Raw genomic sequence first — 17,146 nt, forward strand, 5'->3', positions numbered from 1 at the left:
CGCGCGCCTCCCCTGAGGAGCCTGCGACGAAGGCGCCGGAACCCAGCCACGCGCGGCGCCTCCCCTGAGGAGCACGCGACGAGGGCCTCAGCCCGCCGTCAGCTCCGCCGGCGCGCCGCCTCGGCTGCGGCGGCGATCGACTCCTCGTCGAAGACCGGGATGCTCGCCGTGACCGGTGCTGGTTCGACGGCCGGGGGGATCGTCACGCCGGCGGCCTCGAGCCGCGCCGCCACGACCTCGGCCGGCACCTGCTCCCCGACGGTGGCGTACTGCCCGATCGGCACGACCGAGTGGACGATCGTGTCCCCGTAGACGTGCACCAGGTTGAACGCCTGCGCACCGTCCTGGCCGCGTGTCCCGCCGTGGAACTGGTTGAGGTCCTGCGTGTAGCACGTCGCGCTCGCGACCGAGACCGGGATCCCCGCGAACGTCGCCGTCGTCGAGTAGTGGAGGTGCCCGGCGATGATCGCGCGCACGTCGCTCCCTTCGACGACCTCGGCGAGTGCCTGCTGCCCGCGGAGTTCGACGAGCACGGCGAGGTCCTGCACGCTCGGGACCGGCGGGTGGTGCATCGCGAGGATGCTCCCGTGCGGCGCGAACGTCGACAGCTCCTCGGCGAGCCAGTCGAGCTGCTCGTCGGACACCTCGCCGTGGTGCTGGCCGGGGACGGACGTGTCGAGCGTGATCACGCGCAGTCCGTTGACGTCGTACACGAAGTCGACGGGACGATCGGTCGCCTGCAACCCGAACAGCCGCTCGCGGAACGCGCCGCGCTCGTCGTGGTTGCCCATGGCCCAGATGACCTGCGCGCCGATGCGTTCGGCGGCGGGCTCGATGATCCGGCGGACACGGTCGTAGGCGCCACGTTCGCCCTTGTCGGCGATGTCGCCGGTCAGGACGATCGCCTCCGGGCGGGCCCCGGACGCTTCGATCTCGGCGATCGTCTGCGCCAGACGCGCCGCGGAGTCGACGTCGCCGTAGAGATCGGCGTCGGCTGCGATGAGGTGCGTGTCACTGAGGTGGAGCAGGAAGTGGTTCGGCCGAGGGTGCTCAGCCGTCCGGGAGTCCATTGGTCTCTCATTCGATCGACGGGATCAGCGCGCACAACCATGTCACACCGACTGGGACCAGTCCAGCACCCTTGGGTGAACGTGACCCGAACTGGGTGGGCGTGTCGTGCCTCCCGGACATGAACGACGCCCCCGGACACGAGGTGTCCGGGGGCGTCGCGTGATCCTGGTGGTGATCAGTGGTTGGAGAGTTCCTTCGTGGCGTGTGCGGCGCCGACCTCCGGGCCGTGGTGCGCACTGTGGGCCGCGTCGAGCTCTGCCTTCGACACCGGGGTGATCCGGTCCTCGAAGAAGAACTTGGACGCACTGGCCCGAGCCTTCTCGAAGACGGTGACCTTGCCCCGGCTGTTCGGCTGGAGCATGAGCGGCTTGTACTCGTTGAACTGCAGCAGGCGCCAGCGCTCGTACTCGTCGAGCTGCTCGTGCACCTCGATGTACTCGCCGTGGGGGAGCCGGACGATGCGACCGGACTCGTACCCGTGCAGGACGATCTCGCGGTCCTTCTTCTGCAGCGCGATGCAGACGCGCTTCGTGATCCAGAAGGCCACGAACGGACCGAGGACGACGATCGCCTGGATGACGTGGATCACCTGGTCGATCGACACGAGGAAGTGCGTCGCGATGATGTCGGAACTCGCCGCGGCCCAGAGGCCTGCGTAGAGCGTGACACCGGCTGCACCGATCGCGGTCCGGGTCGGGGCGTTCCGCGGACGGTCGAGGATGTGGTGCTCGCGCTTGTCGCCGGTCACCCACCCTTCGAAGAACGGGTAGAACGCGACGGCTCCGAGCAGCACCATCAGGACGATGATCGGCGCCAGGATGTTCATCGACAGGGTGTAGTTGCCCCAGATCACGAACTCCCAGTGCGGCGGCACGAGGCGGAGCGCACCGTCGGCGAACCCGATGTACCAGTCCGGCTGCGTCCCCGCGGACACCGGCGACGGGTCGTACGGGCCGTAGTTCCAGATCGGGTTGATCGTGAACATCGAGGCGATGAGCGCGAGGATGCCCGCGACGATGAAGAAGAACCCGCCGGCCTTCGCCGCGAACGCCGGGAGGATCGGCACGCCGACCACGTTGTCGTTCGTCTTGCCGGGCCCGGCCCACTGCGTGTGCTTGTTGATGACGATGAGCACCAGGTGGATGCCGAGCATCGCCACGAGGATCGCGGGCAACAGCAGGATGTGGAGGGTGTACAGCCGCCCGACGATCGCGGTCCCGGGGAACTCGCCGCCGAAGAGCAGGTAGGTGATCCAGACCCCGATCACCGGGACGCCCTCGACCATGCCGACGATGATCCGGAGACCGTTGCCGGAGAGGAGGTCATCGGGCAGCGAGTACCCGGTGAAGCCCTCGGCCATCGCGAGGATGAACAGCACGAAGCCGATGAACCAGTTGAGCTCGCGGGGCTTGCGGAACGCACCGGTGAAGTACACGCGGAGCATGTGCAGGCCGATCGCGGCCACGAACAGCAGCGCCGCCCAGTGGTGGATCTGTCGGACGAAGAGGCCGCCGCGGATGTCGAACGAGATGTTCAGGGCCGACTGCATGGCCGCGGACATTTCGACGCCCTTGAGCGGTACGAAGGAGCCGTCGTAGGTGACCTCGGACATCGACGCCTGGAAGAAGAACGTCAGGAACGTCCCGGACAGCAGGATCACGACGAACGAGTACAGCGCGACCTCGCCGAGCATGAAGCTCCAGTGGTCGGGGAAGATCTTGCGCCCGACCTCCTTCACGATCCCGGAGATGCTCGTGCGCTCGTCGATGTAGTTCGCGGCGGCTCCGACGAGGCGCGAACTCGGTGTTGCAGGTGCCTGCGGCGGCGTCGCGGGCGACGTCGTGGTGGTACGGGGTGCTGTGGTGGTCATCAGCGCTCTCGCTCCCAGAAGCTCGGTCCGACCGGCTCGTGGAAGTCGCTCTGGGCGACCAGGTATCCATCGGAGTCGATCGAGATGGGAAGTTGCGGAAGGGGACGGCTGGCCGGTCCGAAGATGACCTCGCAGTTGTGCGCGACGTCGAAGGTGGACTGGTGACAGGGGCACAGCAGGTGATGCGTCTGCTGTTCGTAGAGCGCGACCGGGCACCCGACGTGGGTGCAGATCTTGGAGTATGCCACGATGCCCTGGTACGACCAGTTCTCGTGGCCCTTGGTGGGGTGCAGGTCGGCGGGGTCGAGGCGCATGAGCAGGACGGCAGCCTTGGCCTTCTCCTCGAGCATGTCCTCTTTCTCGAGCAGCCCGTCCGGGATCACGTGGAACACCGACCCCTGCGTGACGTCCGACGCCTTGATCGGCAGACCGGTGGGGTCCTTCGTCAGTCGCGTGCCCTTCTGCCACATGGTGTGGCGGAGGAGTTCGTTCGGGTCGGCCGAGGGGGCGAGGTCCCGGACCAGGACGATGCCGGGCAGCGGGAACGCGACGAGTGCGCCGATGAGGCTGTTGCGGATCAGGGAGCGCCGGTTGAAGCCGGATTCCTTGTCGCCGAGCCGGAAGGCCTCGACGGCCTTGGCGCGGGTCGCGTCGGTGCCGCGCGTGGGGTGCCGTTGCTCCGTGATCTCGCGGTCGACGACGAGGGACTTCGACCAGTAGACCGTGCCGATGCCGAGCGCGAGGAGGGCGAGGGCGATCGACAGTCCGAGGAACAGGTTCGCGGTCCGCACCGTGCTGAAGTCGTTGCTGTTGATCGGGAACGCGATGTACGCCGCGATCGACAGGACGCTCCCGACGATCGAGAGGTAGAAGAACGTCGCGACCTGCCGCTCGGCGAGGCGCTCCTTCTTCGGGTCGACGTCGGTGCGGCGGGGGCGGTGCGGCGGCTCGCCCGGGTTCTCGAACGGCTCGACCGGCAGGACCGCCGTACCGGCCGGCGTCGTCGCGCCGTGCTTCTCGACAGCCGAGGACGAGTTCAGCGTCTCGTCGTCGTGCTCTGCCATGGTGTTCCCTTCAGTGTCGTTCGACACGGACGATCAGTTGGACTTCGCGGTGAGCCAGACGGTCATCGCGACGACCGCTCCCAGCCCGAAGATCCAGATGAAGAGGCCCTCGGAGACCGGGCCGATGTCACCGAGCGCGAAGCCACCCGGGGACTTGTTGTCCTGGATGTACTTCAGGTAGCTGATGATCTCGGACTTCTGCTTCGGCGTGATGTTCAGGTCGTTGAACACCGGCATGTTCTGCGGACCGGTGAGCATGGCCTCGTAGATGTGCCGGCCGGAGACCGAGTGCAGGTTCGGGGCGTACTTGCCCTCGGTCAGCGCGCCACCGGCCCCGGCGACGTTGTGGCACATGGCGCAGTTCACGCGGAACAGCTCGGCGCCGGCCGCGGTGTCGCCGCCACCTGCCGCGAGCTTCTCCGAGGGGATGGCCGGGCCCGGAGCGAGCGACGCGACGTACGCCGCGAGCTCGCTGACCTGGGAGTCGGTGAACTGGGAGGGCTTCTCCGCGGCCTGCGGCCCGCTCTGGGCGAGCGGCATGCGACCGGTCCCGACCTGGAAGTCGACGGAGGCAGCGCCGACGCCGATCAGCGAGGGGCCGTCGTTGGTGCCCTGCGCGCTCAGGCCGTGACAGGTCGCACAGTTCGACGCGAAGAGCTTCTGGCCTTCGTTGACCTTGGACTGGCTGCTCGCCGCGACGACGTCCGACTGTGACGTGTCGGCGTTCGCCGAGGAGGAGAACAGCGCGTACGCACCGCCGGTGGTCATCAGACCCACGACGATCAGGGAGACGGTCGCCAGGGGGGAGCGGCGACCCTTCTTGGCGCCGGAGCGCGCGGTCTTGGTGCGGGAGAACATGCTGTGTGCGGTATCCGATTCCTACTGGAGAAGGTAGATGACGGCGAAGAGGCCGATCCAGACGACGTCGACGAAGTGCCAGTAGTACGACACGACGATCGCGGTGGTCGCTTCCTTGTGACCGAAGTTCTTCGCCGCGAACCCACGCCCGAGCGTGAGGAGGAAGGCGATGAGGCCGCCCGTCACGTGCAGGCCGTGGAAGCCCGTCGTGATGTAGAAGGCGGAGCCGTAGGCGCTCGACTGGAGGGTGACGCCTTCGTGCCAGAGGTTCGCGTACTCGAAGATCTGACCGCAGACGAACACGGCGCCCATGCAGTAGGTGACGAAGAACCACTCGGTCATGCCCCAGTCGCGCGGCTTCCAGCTGGTGCGGTGCACCTGGAAGCGCTCCGCGGCGAAGACGGCGAACTGGCACGCGAAGCTCGACAGGACCAGCACGATCGTGTTCGTCGCGGCGTAGGGCACGTCGAGCTTGGCCGTCTCGGTCGCCCAGAGCTGGGGCGACGTGCTCCGCAGCGTGAAGTAGATCGCGAACAGGCCGGCGAAGAACATGACCTCGCTGCCCAGCCACACGATCGTCCCCACAGCGACGGGGTTCGGCCGGTTGAGGACCGTTCCGCTGACTGGTCTGGAGAGAGGGGTGCTTGTCACAGGTCCATTATGGCCGAAACCACCGACAGTGTTTTCGTGGCGAACTGGCGGGGCTTTCCAGATCAGTACGATCGAGCCATGGACGACTCGATCTCGTGGCCTGCCGTCATCGGCTCCCTCATGGCCAGCACCGACCTCACGATCAGCGAGTCCTCATGGGCCATGGAGCGGATCATCGGCGGACAGGCCACGCCGGCCCAGATCGCTGCGTTCCTCGTCGCCCTGCGGATGAAGGGCGAGACCGTGAGCGAGGTGGTCGGGTTCCGCGACGCCGTCCTCGAGTCCGCCGTACCGCTCGACGTCGACCCGATGGCCCTCGACATCGTGGGGACCGGGGGAGACGTGGTCGGGACGGTCAACGTGTCCACCATGGCGGCGATCGTCGTCGCGGCGGCCGGTGTCCCCGTCGTCAAGCACGGGAACCGCGCGTCGAGCTCGCAGTCCGGCAGTTCGGACGTGCTCGCCGCGCTCGGCCTGGACCTCACGATGGACGCCGCGCGTGTCGCCGCGACGTTCCGGCGTGTCGGGCTGACCTTCGCGTTCGCGTCGGCGTTCCACCCCGGGTTCGCCCACGCCGGCCCGGTGCGCCGCGAGATCGGGGTCCCGACGGTGTTCAACTTCCTCGGGCCGCTCGTCAACCCCGCGCGCTGCGAGGCGAACGCGGTCGGCGTCGCCCAGCTCGGCCTCGTCCCGATCATCACCGGCGTGTTCCAGACGCGCGGCGCGACCGCGCTGGTGTTCCGGGGCGACGACGGTCTCGACGAGCTCACCACCACCGGCCACAGCCACATCTGGGAGGTCTCGGGCGGTTCGGTCACCGAGCACGACCTCGACCCCCGGGACCTCGGCATCGCCAGGTCCCGCACCGAGGACCTGCTCGGCGGTGCCCCGGAGCACAACGCGGCGGTGGTGCGCCGTGTCCTCGCCGGCGAACCGGGGCCGGTCCGCGACATCGTGCTGTTGAACGCCGCCGCCGGGCTCGTCGCCTTCCGACTCGCCCGCGACCCGATGCAGGCGTCCCGGCCGCTCCTGCACCGCTTCCGCGAGGAGCTCGTCGTGGCGGCGCAGGCGATCGACTCGGGTGCGGGGGAGCGGAAACTCGCCGACTGGGTGGGCGTGTCGCCCGCCGCAGGCTGAGTCCGCTCTCACGCTCGGCGGGCGTGTCGCGCCGCGGACGGTCCGGCCACCCCGCCGAGGACGCCGGCCGAGAGCGCCGCCCCGCCGAGAGCGCCCGCCGAGAACGCGGAGACCCGCAGTCCAGACATGTCCGGACTGCGGGTCTCCGCGTTCTCGACCCCGAGCCCTCGACCCCGAGGCCGAGAAGGCCCCGGGTCAGGGCACCAGCAGCGTCAGTTGACGTCCTCGTCGACCCAGTCGAAGGTCTTCGTGACGGCCTTCTTCCAGAGGCGCAGGGTGCGCTCGCGCTCGGCGTCGTCGAGGTTCGGCGTCCAGCGCTTGTCCTCCTGCCAGTTCGCGCGGAGCTCGTCGAGGTTCGACCAGAACCCGACGGCGAGGCCCGCGGCGTAGGCGGCACCGAGCGCCGTGGTCTCCGCCACGACCGGGCGCACCACCGGCACGTTGAGGATGTCCGCCTGGAACTGCATGAGCTCGCTGTTCGCGGTCATGCCGCCGTCCACCTTGAGCTCGGTCAGGTCGACGCCCGAGTCCGCGTTCACGGCGTCGAGGACCTCGCGGGTCTGGAGCGCCGTGGCCTCGAGCGCCGCACGGGCGATGTGCCCCTTGTTGACGTAGCGGGTCAGGCCGACGATCGCGCCGCGGGCATCCGGGCGCCAGTACGGCGCGAACAGCCCCGAGAACGCCGGCACGAAGTACACGCCACCGTTGTCGTCGACGGTCTTGGCGAGCGCCTCGACCTCCGGAGCGCTGCCGATGAGCCCGAGGTTGTCGCGGAGCCACTGGATGAGGGACCCGGTGACGGCGATCGACCCCTCGAGGGCGTAGTGCGTCGGCTGGTCGCCGAGCTTGTAGCCGACGGTGGTGAGCAGTCCGTTCTCCGACCGGACGATGTCCTCGCCCGTGTTGAAGATGAGGAAGTTGCCGGTGCCGTACGTGTTCTTGGACTCGCCCTTGTCGAACGCGGCCTGCCCGAACGTCGCGGCCTGCTGGTCGCCCAGGATGCCGGCGATCGGGACCTCGCGGAGGAGGTTCGAGGACTCGACCTGGCCGTAGACCTCGGACGAGGAGACGATCTCCGGGAGCATCGACTTCGGGACGCCGAAGTCGGCGAGGATGTCGTCGCGCCACTGCAGCGTCTCGAGGTCCATGAACAGCGTGCGGGAGGCGTTCGTGACGTCCGTCTTGTGGACGCCGCCGTCGACGCCGCCGGTGAGGTTCCAGAGGACCCAGGTGTCCGTCGTGCCGAAGAGCAGGTCGCCCGCCTCGGCCTTCTCCCGTGCACCCTCGACGTTCTCGAGGATCCACATGATCTTGGTGCCCGCGAAGTACGTCGCGAGCGGGAGCCCGACGATCGCCTTGTAGCGGTCGGTGTCGCCGTCGGCGAGCTCGTCGACGATCGACTGCGTGCGCGTGTCCTGCCAGACGATGGCGTTGTAGACCGCCTTGCCGGTCGTCCGGTCCCACACCACCGCGGTCTCGCGCTGGTTCGTGATGCCGACGGCTGCGACGTCGTGGCGGGTGATGTCGGCGCGGGACAGTGCCTGGCCGATGACCTCGCGGGTGTTGTCCCAGATCTCGGCGGGGTCGTGTTCGACCCACCCGGCACGCGGGAAGATCTGCTCGTGCTCCTTCTGTCCGGTCGAGATGATCGAGCCGGAGTGGTCGAAGACGATGGCGCGGGTGGACGTGGTGCCCTGGTCGATGGCGACGATGTAGTCGGCCATTGGTGCTCCTTACGGGTGTTCGGGGACCGGGGCGGTCGGACCGCCCCGGCGGGGTGTGGGTGGCCGGGGCGGTGGGACCGCCCCGGCCGGGTGTGCGACGCCGGACGGTCGTGCCGCCCGGGCTGCGTCAGGTGAGGGGGAGGAGCGGTCCGGAGAGGAGCGCCGCGACCGCGCCGCCGATGAGCGGGCCGACGACCGGCACCCACGCGTAGGACCAGTCGTTCGAGCCCTTGCCCTTGATCGGGAGCAGCGCGTGCGCGATGCGCGGGCCGAGGTCACGAGCGGGGTTGATCGCGTACCCGGTCGGGCCACCGAGGCTGATGCCGATCGCGAGGACGATGAACGCGACGGGCAGCGGTCCGAGCGCCGCCGGGGCCTTGCCGTTCGTGAGCGCGATGATCGCGAAGACGAGGACGAACGTGCCGATGATCTCGGTGACGAGGTTCCACCCGTACGACCGGATCGCCGGACCGGTGGAGAAGACGCCGAGCTTGGCGGCGGGGTCCGGCTCCTCGTCGAAGTGCTGCCGGTAGGCCAACCAGACGATGACGGCGCCGATGAACGCGCCGATCATCTGGGCGAGCCAGTAGACGAGCATCGCGCCGAACGTGATGTTGCCGAGCATGAACTGGGCGAGGCTCACGGCGGGGTTGAGGTGCGCGCCGGACTTGTAGGACACGAGCACGCCGACGAACACCGCCATCGCCCAGCCGAAGGTGACGAAGAGCGTCCCCGCACCGAAGCCCTTCGTCTTGGTGAGCGCGACGTTCGCGACGACACCGCCACCGAGGATGATGAGCATCGCCGTGCCGACGATCTCGGACAAGAACCTGATCCCGATGTCTTCCATCCGTGACCTCCTGAGAATGAGGAGGAGCGCGGTCCGAACCCCGCCACTCCCCGTCGAGTGATTGGCCCGAGCATAGTGCTGGGAGTTCGCCGTGTGCGATCCATTCCGCAAGGGATCCGGCGCTTTTGCACAAACGTGCACGGGACCTGCCCGACCGTCTCCCGTCCGCGCTCCGCCTGGTGTCGGTGGACTCGACGGTTCGGCGACATCGATGCTGCACATCCGTGCAGGTCCTCCGCACCGTCGGACGACGAGCACCTGGCGTCGAGCGCCCCCCGGTGTACATTGAGCGCGTTCTGGCATCGTCGACGGAACTCATCCGCCGACCGGCCGCTCGTCCGATCGCTGCTGGAGGTCCCGCATGAAGAAGCTCATCAACGACCCACGTCAGGTGGTCGACGAGACCGTGCGCGGGTTCGTCCTCGCACACCCGGACGTCGTCCTGCGGGAGGACCCGATCCACCTCCGTCGACGGGACGCCCCGGTCGCGGGGAAGGTCGCCGTCGTCAGCGGCGGCGGGAGCGGCCACGAGCCCCTGCACGCCGGGTTCATCGGGCACGGCATGCTCGACGCCGCCGTCCCCGGACCGGTGTTCACGTCGCCGACGCCCGACCCGATCGTCGACGCGACCAGAGCGGTCGACGCCGGCGCCGGGGTGCTCCACATCGTCAAGAACTACACCGGCGACGTCCTGAACTTCGAGACCGCGGCAGAGCTCGCCGGCATGGACGACATCCGGGTCGAGAGCGTCGTCGTCGACGACGACGTCGCCGTGCAGGACTCGCTCTACACGGCCGGGCGACGCGGGGTCGCGGGGACCCTCGTCGTCGAGAAGTGCGCCGGTGCCGCCGCCGAACGGGGTGACGACCTCGACGCGGTCGTCGCGGTCGCCCGGCACGTCAACGACGTCACGCGATCGATGGGTCTCGCGCTCGCACCGTGCACCGTCCCGCACGCGGGCGAACCGAGCTTCACGCTCGGCGACGACGAGGTCGAGCTCGGCATCGGCATCCACGGCGAGCCCGGTCGGGAGAAGATCGCGATGGCGCCCGCCGACCAGCTCGTCGACCGGGTCATCGAACCGGTGCTCGCCGATCTCGACGCCGCGTCCGGGTCGAAGGTGCTGCTCATCGTCAACGGCATGGGTGGGACGCCGCAGTCGGAGCTCTACATCGTCTTCCGTCGTGCGGCCGAGGTGCTCGCGTCCCGCGGACTCGAACTGCACCGCAGCCTCGTCGGCAACTACGTGACGTCGCTGGAGATGCAGGGGTTCTCGATCACGGTCACGGTCCTCGACGACGACCTCGTCGCGCTCTGGGACGCACCCGTGGAGACCCCGGCGCTCCGGTGGGGGCGCTGAGCGCCGCAGCCGGATCCGCTCGGTCGCGGCCGGTCCCGGACCGGCGCTGTCGTGACCGGGCCATCCTGGAGGCGCGACCTCCGTCACGGGACCGGGTCGCGCCTCCAGGCCGTCCGGTCCGGTAGCAGCACAGCAGCGCACGACGTGCGCGAGAAGGGAACGACATGGCGCTCGACACCGACTGGGCGATCGACTGGATCCGCCGGACGGCCGACACGGTGCGGGAGCACCGGGCAGAACTCGTCGCGCTCGACCGGGAGATCGGCGACGGCGACCACGGCGAGAACATGGACCGCGGGTTCCAGGCGGTCGTCGCGGCGATCGACGCCGCCGACGGATTCGACTCGCCGGGCGCGGTGTTCAAGCTCGTCGCGACGAAGCTCATCTCCACGGTGGGCGGCGCGTCCGGACCGCTGTTCGGCACCGCGTACCTGAAGGCCGCCCAGGCAGCCGGCGACGCCCCCGTGCTCGACGCCGACGCGGTCGTCGCCGTGCTCACCGCCGCCCGGGACGGCGTCGTCTCGCGCGGCAAGGCCGAGCCCGGCGACAAGACGATGATCGATGCGTGGACCCCCGCGGTCGACGCCGCCGATGCCGCAGCCGCGTCCGGATCCACGCCGGAGGACGTGCTCGTCGCCGCTCGGGACGCCGCGGTCGCCGGTGCCGAGGCGACCGAACCGCTCGTGGCGCGCAAGGGCCGTGCGAGCTACCTGGGGGAGCGGGCCGTGGGACACCGCGATCCCGGCGCGCAGTCGACCGCGCTCATCCTCGCCGCGGCCGTGGACGCCGCGTGAGCGTCGGCATCCTGGTGGTGTCGCACAGTGCGGCGATCGCGGCCGGCGTGGTCGAGCTCGCCGGGCAGATGGCTCCCGACGTCCGGTTCGCCACCGCGGGCGGGACCGAGGACGGTGGGATCGGGACCTCGTTCGAGGCGATCACCGCCGGCATCGGCGCGCTGTCCGACACCGACGGCGTGGTCGTGCTCTGCGACCTCGGTTCGGCCTACCTGACCACGGACACCGCGCTCGACTTCCTGGACGACGACGACCGGGCGCGGGTGGCCGTGTCGCCGGCGCCGCTCGTCGAGGGGACCGTCGCGGCCGCGGTCGCCGCGCAGACGGGTGGTTCGGTCGCCGAGGTGCTGCGGGCCGCCGCGACGGCGGGTGGGTCGGAGCAGTCGAGCGACGCGCCCCCCGTGCCCACCACGACGCCTCCCGAGGCCGTCCCGCAGGCCGGTGGCACGGTGTCGACGTCGCTCGAGCTCGTGAACGAGAGCGGTCTGCACGCCCGCCCGGCTGCGGAGTTCGTCCGGACGGCCGCTCGGTTCGACGCCGACGTCCGCGTGAACGGCGTCGACGCGAAGAGCCTGCTCGCGATCATGGCGCTCGCGCTGCCGAAGGGCGCGACGCTGACGGTCGAGGCCGCGGGGCAGGACGCCGAGGCCGCGGTCGACGCCCTCGGCGCCCTCGTCCGGTCGGGGTTCGGCGAGGCCTGACGGTCCTCGGCGGTCACGACCGCCGAGGCGTGGGGTTTTCCGCATCCCCGCGCGGGTCCTCTGGCGAGCGTCGCTCGGATGTGGTTCGGTGGTCTCGTGCCCCCTGGACGGGGCACGCCACCCGAACCTCCCGGACTTCCCACCCGGGCACCTGCACTGGAGTCCTCGTGAACCGCTCCGCCCTGATCCTCGCCGCTGCGGCGTTCGTCGTCATGGCCCTCGTCCCGGGCCAGGCCGCGTCCGCCGGCGCGTTCGACGCGTCGGACCGGGTCCACGTCCCGCGCTCCGCGTCGGTCGTCACCCGGCACGACGGCACCGCGAAGGTCAGCTGGCGTGCACCGCGGGGCCCGCACGCCGGCATCCGCGGGTACGCCATCCGGACGACGCCGCGTCCGGCGCACCACGCAGCGGTCCGCCGCGTGGGTGCCGGTAAACGTGCGGCGGTGCTCCGTGGCCTGTCCGCCGGGCGGACCTACTCGGTGTCGATCCGCACGATCGGGGTGCACGGTCTGAGCCGTCCGGCCGTCGTCCGCTGGACCGCACCAGCGGCGACGACGCCGACCCCTCCGCCCACGCCGACCCCGTCGCCCACGCCGACCCCGTCGCCCACGCCGACCCCGTCGCCCACGCCGACCCCGACGCCCACCCCGTCGCCGACGCCGACGCCGACGCCCACGCCCACGCCCACGCCGGCGCCCACTCCGACCCCGACGCCCACCCCGACGCCGACGCCCACCCCGACGCCCACCGACCCACCGTCGACGACTGCGCCGCGTGCGCTCTACGCCCTCGACGCGTCGGGGTCGGTCGTCCGTCGGCCACTCGACGGCGGACCGGCGACGACGCTCCTCGCGCACGGCGCCGGGTTCGACGTCGACGCAGCGGGCACCGTGTTCGCGCCGTCACCCGACCACACCGCGATCGTCAGCGTCCCGGCCACCGGCGGCACGCCGACCACCGTCGCGACCGGCCTCGCGATCACCGGTGGGCTCCAGCTCGACGCCGACGGTGACTTCTTCTACGCCGACGGCGGCTCGATCGTCGAACTCCCGGCCACGGGCGGCGCGACGCGGACGATCGGTCCGAGCGCGGACCTGTCCTTCGCTGCCCCCGACGGCGCCGTCACGACCACGGGCCGCGATGCCGACGGCACGGTCCTCGTCACGACGTACCCCGCCGACGGCGGTGCTCCGGTCGTCCGGGAGCGTGGGTACAGCAACGGCATCGTCGCCCTCACCGGCGACGCCGAGGGCAACCTGTTCATCGACGAGTTCCAGTACGGCGCGAGCGGTGCCGTGACCTGGCTCGAGTACCCGTCGGGCGCAACCGACGCCGTCGCGGTGGGGGACCGGGTCTCCGATGACGCAGGAGCGTTGTCGTCGACCGGCGCGTTCTCGCTGCTGCAGTCCACGACGTGGTGCCCGGCTCCGGCCGAGGCCTCGGGGTCCTGCAAGCCCGACCTGACGGTCGCGGACAAGCTCACGCGCGGGACCGACGGCACGTCGTCGACCGTCCCGGTGTCGGGCCTCGTCATCGCGGGCGAGACCACGCGCGGCGGCAACCTCGGTGCGGCCGACGGCGAGGGGAACGTCTTCGTGGACATCGCATCCGGACCGACCGCCGGGCTCTACGAGGTCCCGGCGGCCGGGGGAGCCGCGGTGCGACTGGACGCCGGTCAGTACACGAGCCTCATGGTCGGCTGACCGCTCGGGAGACGGCTGACCGCCAGACGACCGGGCCGATCTCCGGCAGCGTCCCCGCGCATCCGGCGAGGGTGAGCGCCACCGCACCGGCGAGTCCGCCGAGGAGGAAGGCTCTGCGGTCCATCGCGTCACCGCGCGAGCGGGAGCCAGACGCGCATCGGCGCAGCTCCGCGGTTCGCCCACGCGTAGTACGGCACGGCGGTCGCGATGACGGGTGACCCGGCCTGGAGGCGCGGGGCGGCACTGCCGGGCCCGGCCGCGTCGTCGACGCTGGTGGCGTCCGCAGCGCGCTCCGTCCCTCCCGGCTCGCCGAACCGTTGGTAGGGCCACGCTGCCTGCTCGTGCTGCGCCGGGGCGGACCCGGACACCCGCAGCGTGACCACGCCGTCGAGCAGATCGTCACGACGTTCCTCGGCGATCTGCGCCGACGGGTCGACCGTCAGATCGTCGACCGTGAAGCCCTGCTGGTCGGCCTGCTCGACGGCGTAGACGAGCGGGCCGCGCTCGATCGCGACCTGGCCGCGAGCGGCGTCGATGCGCGTGTCGGCGACGTACCGGTGCGGCGTCGTGTCGAAGACGAGCTCGACCGTGTCACCCGCCGTCCACGTCCGCTCGAGGACGTGCAGCGTGCCGGGGGCCGGGTCCGCGTCGCCACCCGCGCCGGTGACCGTGGTGGTGTCCGACCACGAGGGGATGCGCAGGCCGAGGGTCAGCGGGCCGTCCTCGGTGACCGTGACGACCACGCGGCCGTCGTGGGGGTAGCCGGTCTCCACGCGGACCGGGCCGAGGTCGGCGGTCGCGTACTGGTGGACCTGGAGGCCCTCGTCGGTCGTCGTGGCGAGGTAGCCGTCGAGGCTCGCGAAGGTGCGCATGATGTTCGGCGGGCAGCAGGCGCAGTCGAACCAGCCGCGGCGGCCGTGGGCGGGAGAGCGGTTCTCGTCCTCGTGCGCGCCGTCGCGGTGCTGCAGCGGGTTGACGTAGAAGTACTCGGTCCCTCCGAGGCTGACGCCCGGGAGGAACGCGTTGTAGAGCAGGCGTTCGATCGCGTCGGCGTAGACGGGCTTGCCGGTCGCGAGGAGGAGCCGCCACGCCCACTGGATCCCGCCGATCGCCGCGCAGGTCTCCGCGTAGCCGCGATCGGTGGGCAGTTCGTACGGATCGCCGAACGCCTCGTAGTCCCAGCGGGCCCCGAGGCCACCGGTGATGAACGCCTTCGTCGCCATCATGTCCGCGAACTGCCGCTCGCTCGCCGTCAGGAGTTCGGTGTCACCCGTCTCGATCGCGACGTCCACCGCACCGGCCGCCAGGTACACGGCCCGGACCGCGTGACCCTCGACCGTGGTGGCCTCGCGCACGGGGACCCGGTCCGAGAAGTACGTCGGCTCCCCACCGGCGCGCTCGATGATCCCGTGCCCGCGCGCGTCGACGAACCAGTGCGCCAGGTCGAGGTAGGCGCGTGTCCCGGTCTCGCGGTACAGCTCGACGAGCCCCATCTCGACGACGGGGTGGCCGTCCACGTCGACCGTCCTCCCGGGGCCGTCGCCGAACGTGGCGACGAGGTGGTCGGCGTTCTTCGTCGCGACGTCGAGCAGGGCGGTGTCTCCCGTCGCCCGGTGCTGCGCGACCGCCGCCTGGTACAGGTGCCCGGCGCAGTACAGCTCGTGGCTCCACTTGAGGTCGGTGTACCGCGCACCCTTCCCCCGGACCTGCTGCACCGAGTCGAGGTACCCGTCCTCGGTCTGCGCCCGGGCGTACAGGTCGGTGACCTCACGCTGCAGGGCGAGCAGGTCCTCCGCCGGAGCCCGGCCGTACTCCCACGCCACCGCTTCGAGCCACTTCGCGACGTCGGAGTCCATGAAGATCGGTCCGACTGCCTCGCCCTCCTCGTCACCGGCGGCGATGCGCAGGTTCCGGAAGTTCCCGGCGGCCTCGAGCTGGTCGTACCCGCTCCGGATCGCGTCACGGCCGTTGCGGTCCTGCCGTAGTGCCCAGAAGCCGCCCGTGATCCGGGCCTGCCCGGTGGGGAGCGGGCGCACCGCGAGGTGTGCGCCAGCGGTCGGACGGACCGGGGTGGCGGTGTTCGCGCGATGCTCCGTCGTGGTCGTGGTGGTCATGTCGCCTCCTTGCGATGTGACGAACGGCGTTCGGCGATGTGACGAAAGGCATTCGGAAAACGATTTCTGATACCGACGGTATGACAGACGGCGGATTGGCGCAAGCCTGTCCCTCGGGGCTCTGCGTATGCTCTGTGAGCGCATCCGTCACACCGGACGGGCCGGAAAGAGGTTGCCGTGACACCCGAGCGAACGGGCCAACCAGTTCGGATCATCGACGTCGCGGCCCTCGCCGGCGTGTCGATCGGCACCGCCTCGAAGGCCCTGAACGACACCGGACAACTCCGGGAGGCCACTCGTGTCCGGGTGAAGGAGGCCGCGGAGAAGCTCGGGTTCGTCGGCGATGCGCGGGCCCGAGCACTGTCCTCGGGTCGGACGTACACGGTGGGCATGGTCACCACCGACTCGTTCGGCCGGTTCTCGATCCCGGTGCTGCTCGGTGCCGAGGACGCACTCTCCGCCGGCCGGATGATGGTGCTGCTCTGTGACACCCGCGACGACCACGTCCGCGAAGCGCACTACCTCCGCGCACTCGCCGCACGCGGGGTCGACGGCATCATCGTCACCGGACGCTCAGCCGACAGCCGCCCACCGATCGACGTCCCGATGCCGGTCGTCTACGCGTTCACCCCCTCGACCTCCGCCGACGACGTCTCGATCACCGTCGACGACGAGGCCGGGTCCGCAGCGGTGGCCGCGCATCTCCTCGGCGTGGGACGCTCACGGGTCGCGATCGTCACTGGACCCCAGCGGCATCGGTCGGCGACCCGCCGAGTCGCCGGTGCCCGCGGCGTCCTGGGGGACCGGCTCGTCGTCGAACCGCTCTACGGCGAGTGGTCCGAGCGCTGGGGACGGCACGCCGTCGACGTGCTCACGCGTCGGGCCCTGGAACTGGATGCCATCATGTGCGGCAGCGATCAGATCGCCCGGGGCGTGTGCGACCGGCTGCGCGAGATCGGACGACTCGTTCCCGAGGACATCGCGGTCACGGGCTTCGACGACTGGGACGTGATGGCCCTCACGACGCGCCCACCGCTGACGACGGTCGATCTGCGGCTCGAGGAGCTCGGCCGAGTTGCAGGACGGGCGCTGCTCGACCTCGTCGAGGGCGTCCCTGCGGTGTCGGCTTCCGTGACGCCGGCCCTCGTCGTCCGCGAGAGCACCTCCAGCACCTAGATGTACTGAGCCATCAGGTTGGTGACACTCGGGCTGCGGGAGTGAGTCCGTGGCTTGAGTGGATCCGGTCAGT

The 17,146-nt window shown here is 70.5% G+C and carries 15 protein-coding genes; 6 read left to right on the forward strand and 9 right to left on the reverse strand.

The features are described from left to right. Nucleotides 1-98 precede the first annotated feature (98 nt). The 5 genes from ACO0E0_RS07990 to ctaE form a co-directional block, all read right to left on the reverse strand. On the reverse strand, nt 99-1,070 hold the full coding sequence (locus ACO0E0_RS07990) for a phosphodiesterase (protein ID WP_422870868.1): 972 nt from the start codon (nt 1,068-1,070) through the stop codon (nt 99-101). A gap of 176 nt (nt 1,071-1,246) precedes the next feature. Next, a complete protein-coding gene (gene qcrB, locus ACO0E0_RS07995) occupies nt 1,247-2,941 on the reverse strand; it encodes a cytochrome bc1 complex cytochrome b subunit (protein WP_422870869.1) in 1,695 nt (564 codons plus the stop codon). After that, complete coding sequence (gene qcrA / locus ACO0E0_RS08000; protein ID WP_422870870.1) at nt 2,941-4,005, reverse strand: cytochrome bc1 complex Rieske iron-sulfur subunit; 1,065 nt, start codon at nt 4,003-4,005, stop codon at nt 2,941-2,943. The genes qcrB and qcrA overlap by 1 nt, the downstream gene beginning before the upstream one ends. A gap of 33 nt (nt 4,006-4,038) precedes the next feature. After that, nucleotides 4,039-4,863, reverse strand: a complete 825-nt coding sequence (qcrC, locus tag ACO0E0_RS08005; RefSeq protein WP_422870871.1) for a cytochrome bc1 complex diheme cytochrome c subunit — start codon at nt 4,861-4,863, stop codon at nt 4,039-4,041. 21 nt (nt 4,864-4,884) lie between these two features. Continuing rightward, complete coding sequence (ctaE, locus tag ACO0E0_RS08010; protein WP_422870872.1) at nt 4,885-5,514, reverse strand: aa3-type cytochrome oxidase subunit III; 630 nt, start codon at nt 5,512-5,514, stop codon at nt 4,885-4,887. Nucleotides 5,515-5,592: 78 nt separating this feature from the next. Between ctaE and trpD the strand changes: the two genes are divergently transcribed. Further along, on the forward strand, nt 5,593-6,651 hold the full coding sequence (gene trpD / locus ACO0E0_RS08015) for an anthranilate phosphoribosyltransferase (RefSeq protein ID WP_422870873.1): 1,059 nt from the start codon (nt 5,593-5,595) through the stop codon (nt 6,649-6,651). Nucleotides 6,652-6,863: 212 nt separating this feature from the next. Here trpD and glpK read toward each other — a convergent pair whose 3' ends face one another. After that, complete coding sequence (gene glpK, locus ACO0E0_RS08020) at nt 6,864-8,375, reverse strand: glycerol kinase GlpK (protein ID WP_422870874.1); 1,512 nt, start codon at nt 8,373-8,375, stop codon at nt 6,864-6,866. Nucleotides 8,376-8,502: 127 nt separating this feature from the next. Further along, nucleotides 8,503-9,225, reverse strand: a complete 723-nt coding sequence (locus ACO0E0_RS08025) for an MIP/aquaporin family protein (RefSeq protein ID WP_422870875.1) — start codon at nt 9,223-9,225, stop codon at nt 8,503-8,505. Nucleotides 9,226-9,586: 361 nt separating this feature from the next. Here ACO0E0_RS08025 and dhaK point away from each other — a divergent pair, with 361 nt between their 5' ends. The 4 genes from dhaK to ACO0E0_RS08045 all read left to right on the forward strand — a co-directional run bounded on the left by dhaK (nt 9,587) and on the right by ACO0E0_RS08045 (nt 13,783). Next, nucleotides 9,587-10,585, forward strand: coding sequence for a dihydroxyacetone kinase subunit DhaK (gene dhaK / locus ACO0E0_RS08030; RefSeq protein ID WP_422870876.1), 999 nt, complete (start codon nt 9,587-9,589; stop codon nt 10,583-10,585). Nucleotides 10,586-10,749: 164 nt separating this feature from the next. Next, nucleotides 10,750-11,379 carry a dihydroxyacetone kinase subunit DhaL gene (gene dhaL, locus ACO0E0_RS08035; protein WP_422870877.1) on the forward strand — a complete coding sequence of 210 codons (630 nt, stop codon included), beginning with the start codon at nt 10,750-10,752 and terminating at the stop codon, nt 11,377-11,379. Next, nucleotides 11,376-12,080 carry a dihydroxyacetone kinase phosphoryl donor subunit DhaM gene (gene dhaM / locus ACO0E0_RS08040; protein WP_422870878.1) on the forward strand — a complete coding sequence of 235 codons (705 nt, stop codon included), beginning with the start codon at nt 11,376-11,378 and terminating at the stop codon, nt 12,078-12,080. Before dhaL ends, dhaM begins: the two co-directional genes overlap by 4 nt. 167 nt (nt 12,081-12,247) lie before the next feature. Beyond that, the gene (locus ACO0E0_RS08045) at nt 12,248-13,783 is read left to right on the forward strand and encodes a fibronectin type III domain-containing protein (RefSeq protein WP_422870879.1); all 1,536 of its coding nucleotides are present in this window, start codon (nt 12,248-12,250) and stop codon (nt 13,781-13,783) included. On the opposite strand, the gene ACO0E0_RS08050 is transcribed toward ACO0E0_RS08045, so the two are convergent. Next, a complete protein-coding gene (locus ACO0E0_RS08050; RefSeq protein WP_422870880.1) occupies nt 13,770-13,907 on the reverse strand; it encodes a hypothetical protein in 138 nt (45 codons plus the stop codon). The two genes, ACO0E0_RS08045 and ACO0E0_RS08050, sit on opposite strands and share 14 nt — an antisense overlap. Nucleotides 13,908-13,911: 4 nt before the next feature. Further along, entirely contained in the window at nt 13,912-15,897 is a 1,986-nt protein-coding gene (locus ACO0E0_RS08055; RefSeq protein WP_422870881.1) for a glycoside hydrolase family 127 protein, read from the reverse strand. A 177-nt stretch (nt 15,898-16,074) separates the two neighbouring features. Between ACO0E0_RS08055 and ACO0E0_RS08060 the strand changes: the two genes are divergently transcribed. Further along, nucleotides 16,075-17,073, forward strand: a complete 999-nt coding sequence (locus tag ACO0E0_RS08060; RefSeq protein WP_422870882.1) for a LacI family DNA-binding transcriptional regulator — start codon at nt 16,075-16,077, stop codon at nt 17,071-17,073. Nucleotides 17,074-17,146 lie beyond the last annotated feature (73 nt).

It is taken from the genome of Curtobacterium phyllosphaerae (genome assembly GCF_049341865.1).
Taxonomy (GTDB): Bacteria; Actinomycetota; Actinomycetes; order Actinomycetales; family Microbacteriaceae; genus Curtobacterium; species Curtobacterium phyllosphaerae.

Bases quoted from the DNA above. Each gene is read 5' to 3' on its own strand.
- dhaL (WP_422870877.1), top strand. From the start codon at position 10,750: ATGGCGCTCGACACCGACTGGGCGATCGACTGGATCCGCCGGACGGCC.
- ACO0E0_RS08055 (WP_422870881.1), bottom strand. From the start codon at position 15,897: ATGACCACCACGACCACGACGGAGCATCGCGCGAACACCGCCACCCCG.
- qcrA (WP_422870870.1), bottom strand. From the start codon at position 4,005: ATGGCAGAGCACGACGACGAGACGCTGAACTCGTCCTCGGCTGTCGAG.
- qcrC (WP_422870871.1), bottom strand. From the start codon at position 4,863: ATGTTCTCCCGCACCAAGACCGCGCGCTCCGGCGCCAAGAAGGGTCGC.
- ACO0E0_RS08025 (WP_422870875.1), bottom strand. From the start codon at position 9,225: ATGGAAGACATCGGGATCAGGTTCTTGTCCGAGATCGTCGGCACGGCG.
- trpD (WP_422870873.1), top strand. From the start codon at position 5,593: ATGGACGACTCGATCTCGTGGCCTGCCGTCATCGGCTCCCTCATGGCC.
- glpK (WP_422870874.1), bottom strand. From the start codon at position 8,375: ATGGCCGACTACATCGTCGCCATCGACCAGGGCACCACGTCCACCCGC.
- dhaK (WP_422870876.1), top strand. From the start codon at position 9,587: ATGAAGAAGCTCATCAACGACCCACGTCAGGTGGTCGACGAGACCGTG.
- ACO0E0_RS07990 (WP_422870868.1), bottom strand. From the start codon at position 1,070: ATGGACTCCCGGACGGCTGAGCACCCTCGGCCGAACCACTTCCTGCTC.
- qcrB (WP_422870869.1), bottom strand. From the start codon at position 2,941: ATGACCACCACAGCACCCCGTACCACCACGACGTCGCCCGCGACGCCG.
- ACO0E0_RS08050 (WP_422870880.1), bottom strand. From the start codon at position 13,907: ATGGACCGCAGAGCCTTCCTCCTCGGCGGACTCGCCGGTGCGGTGGCG.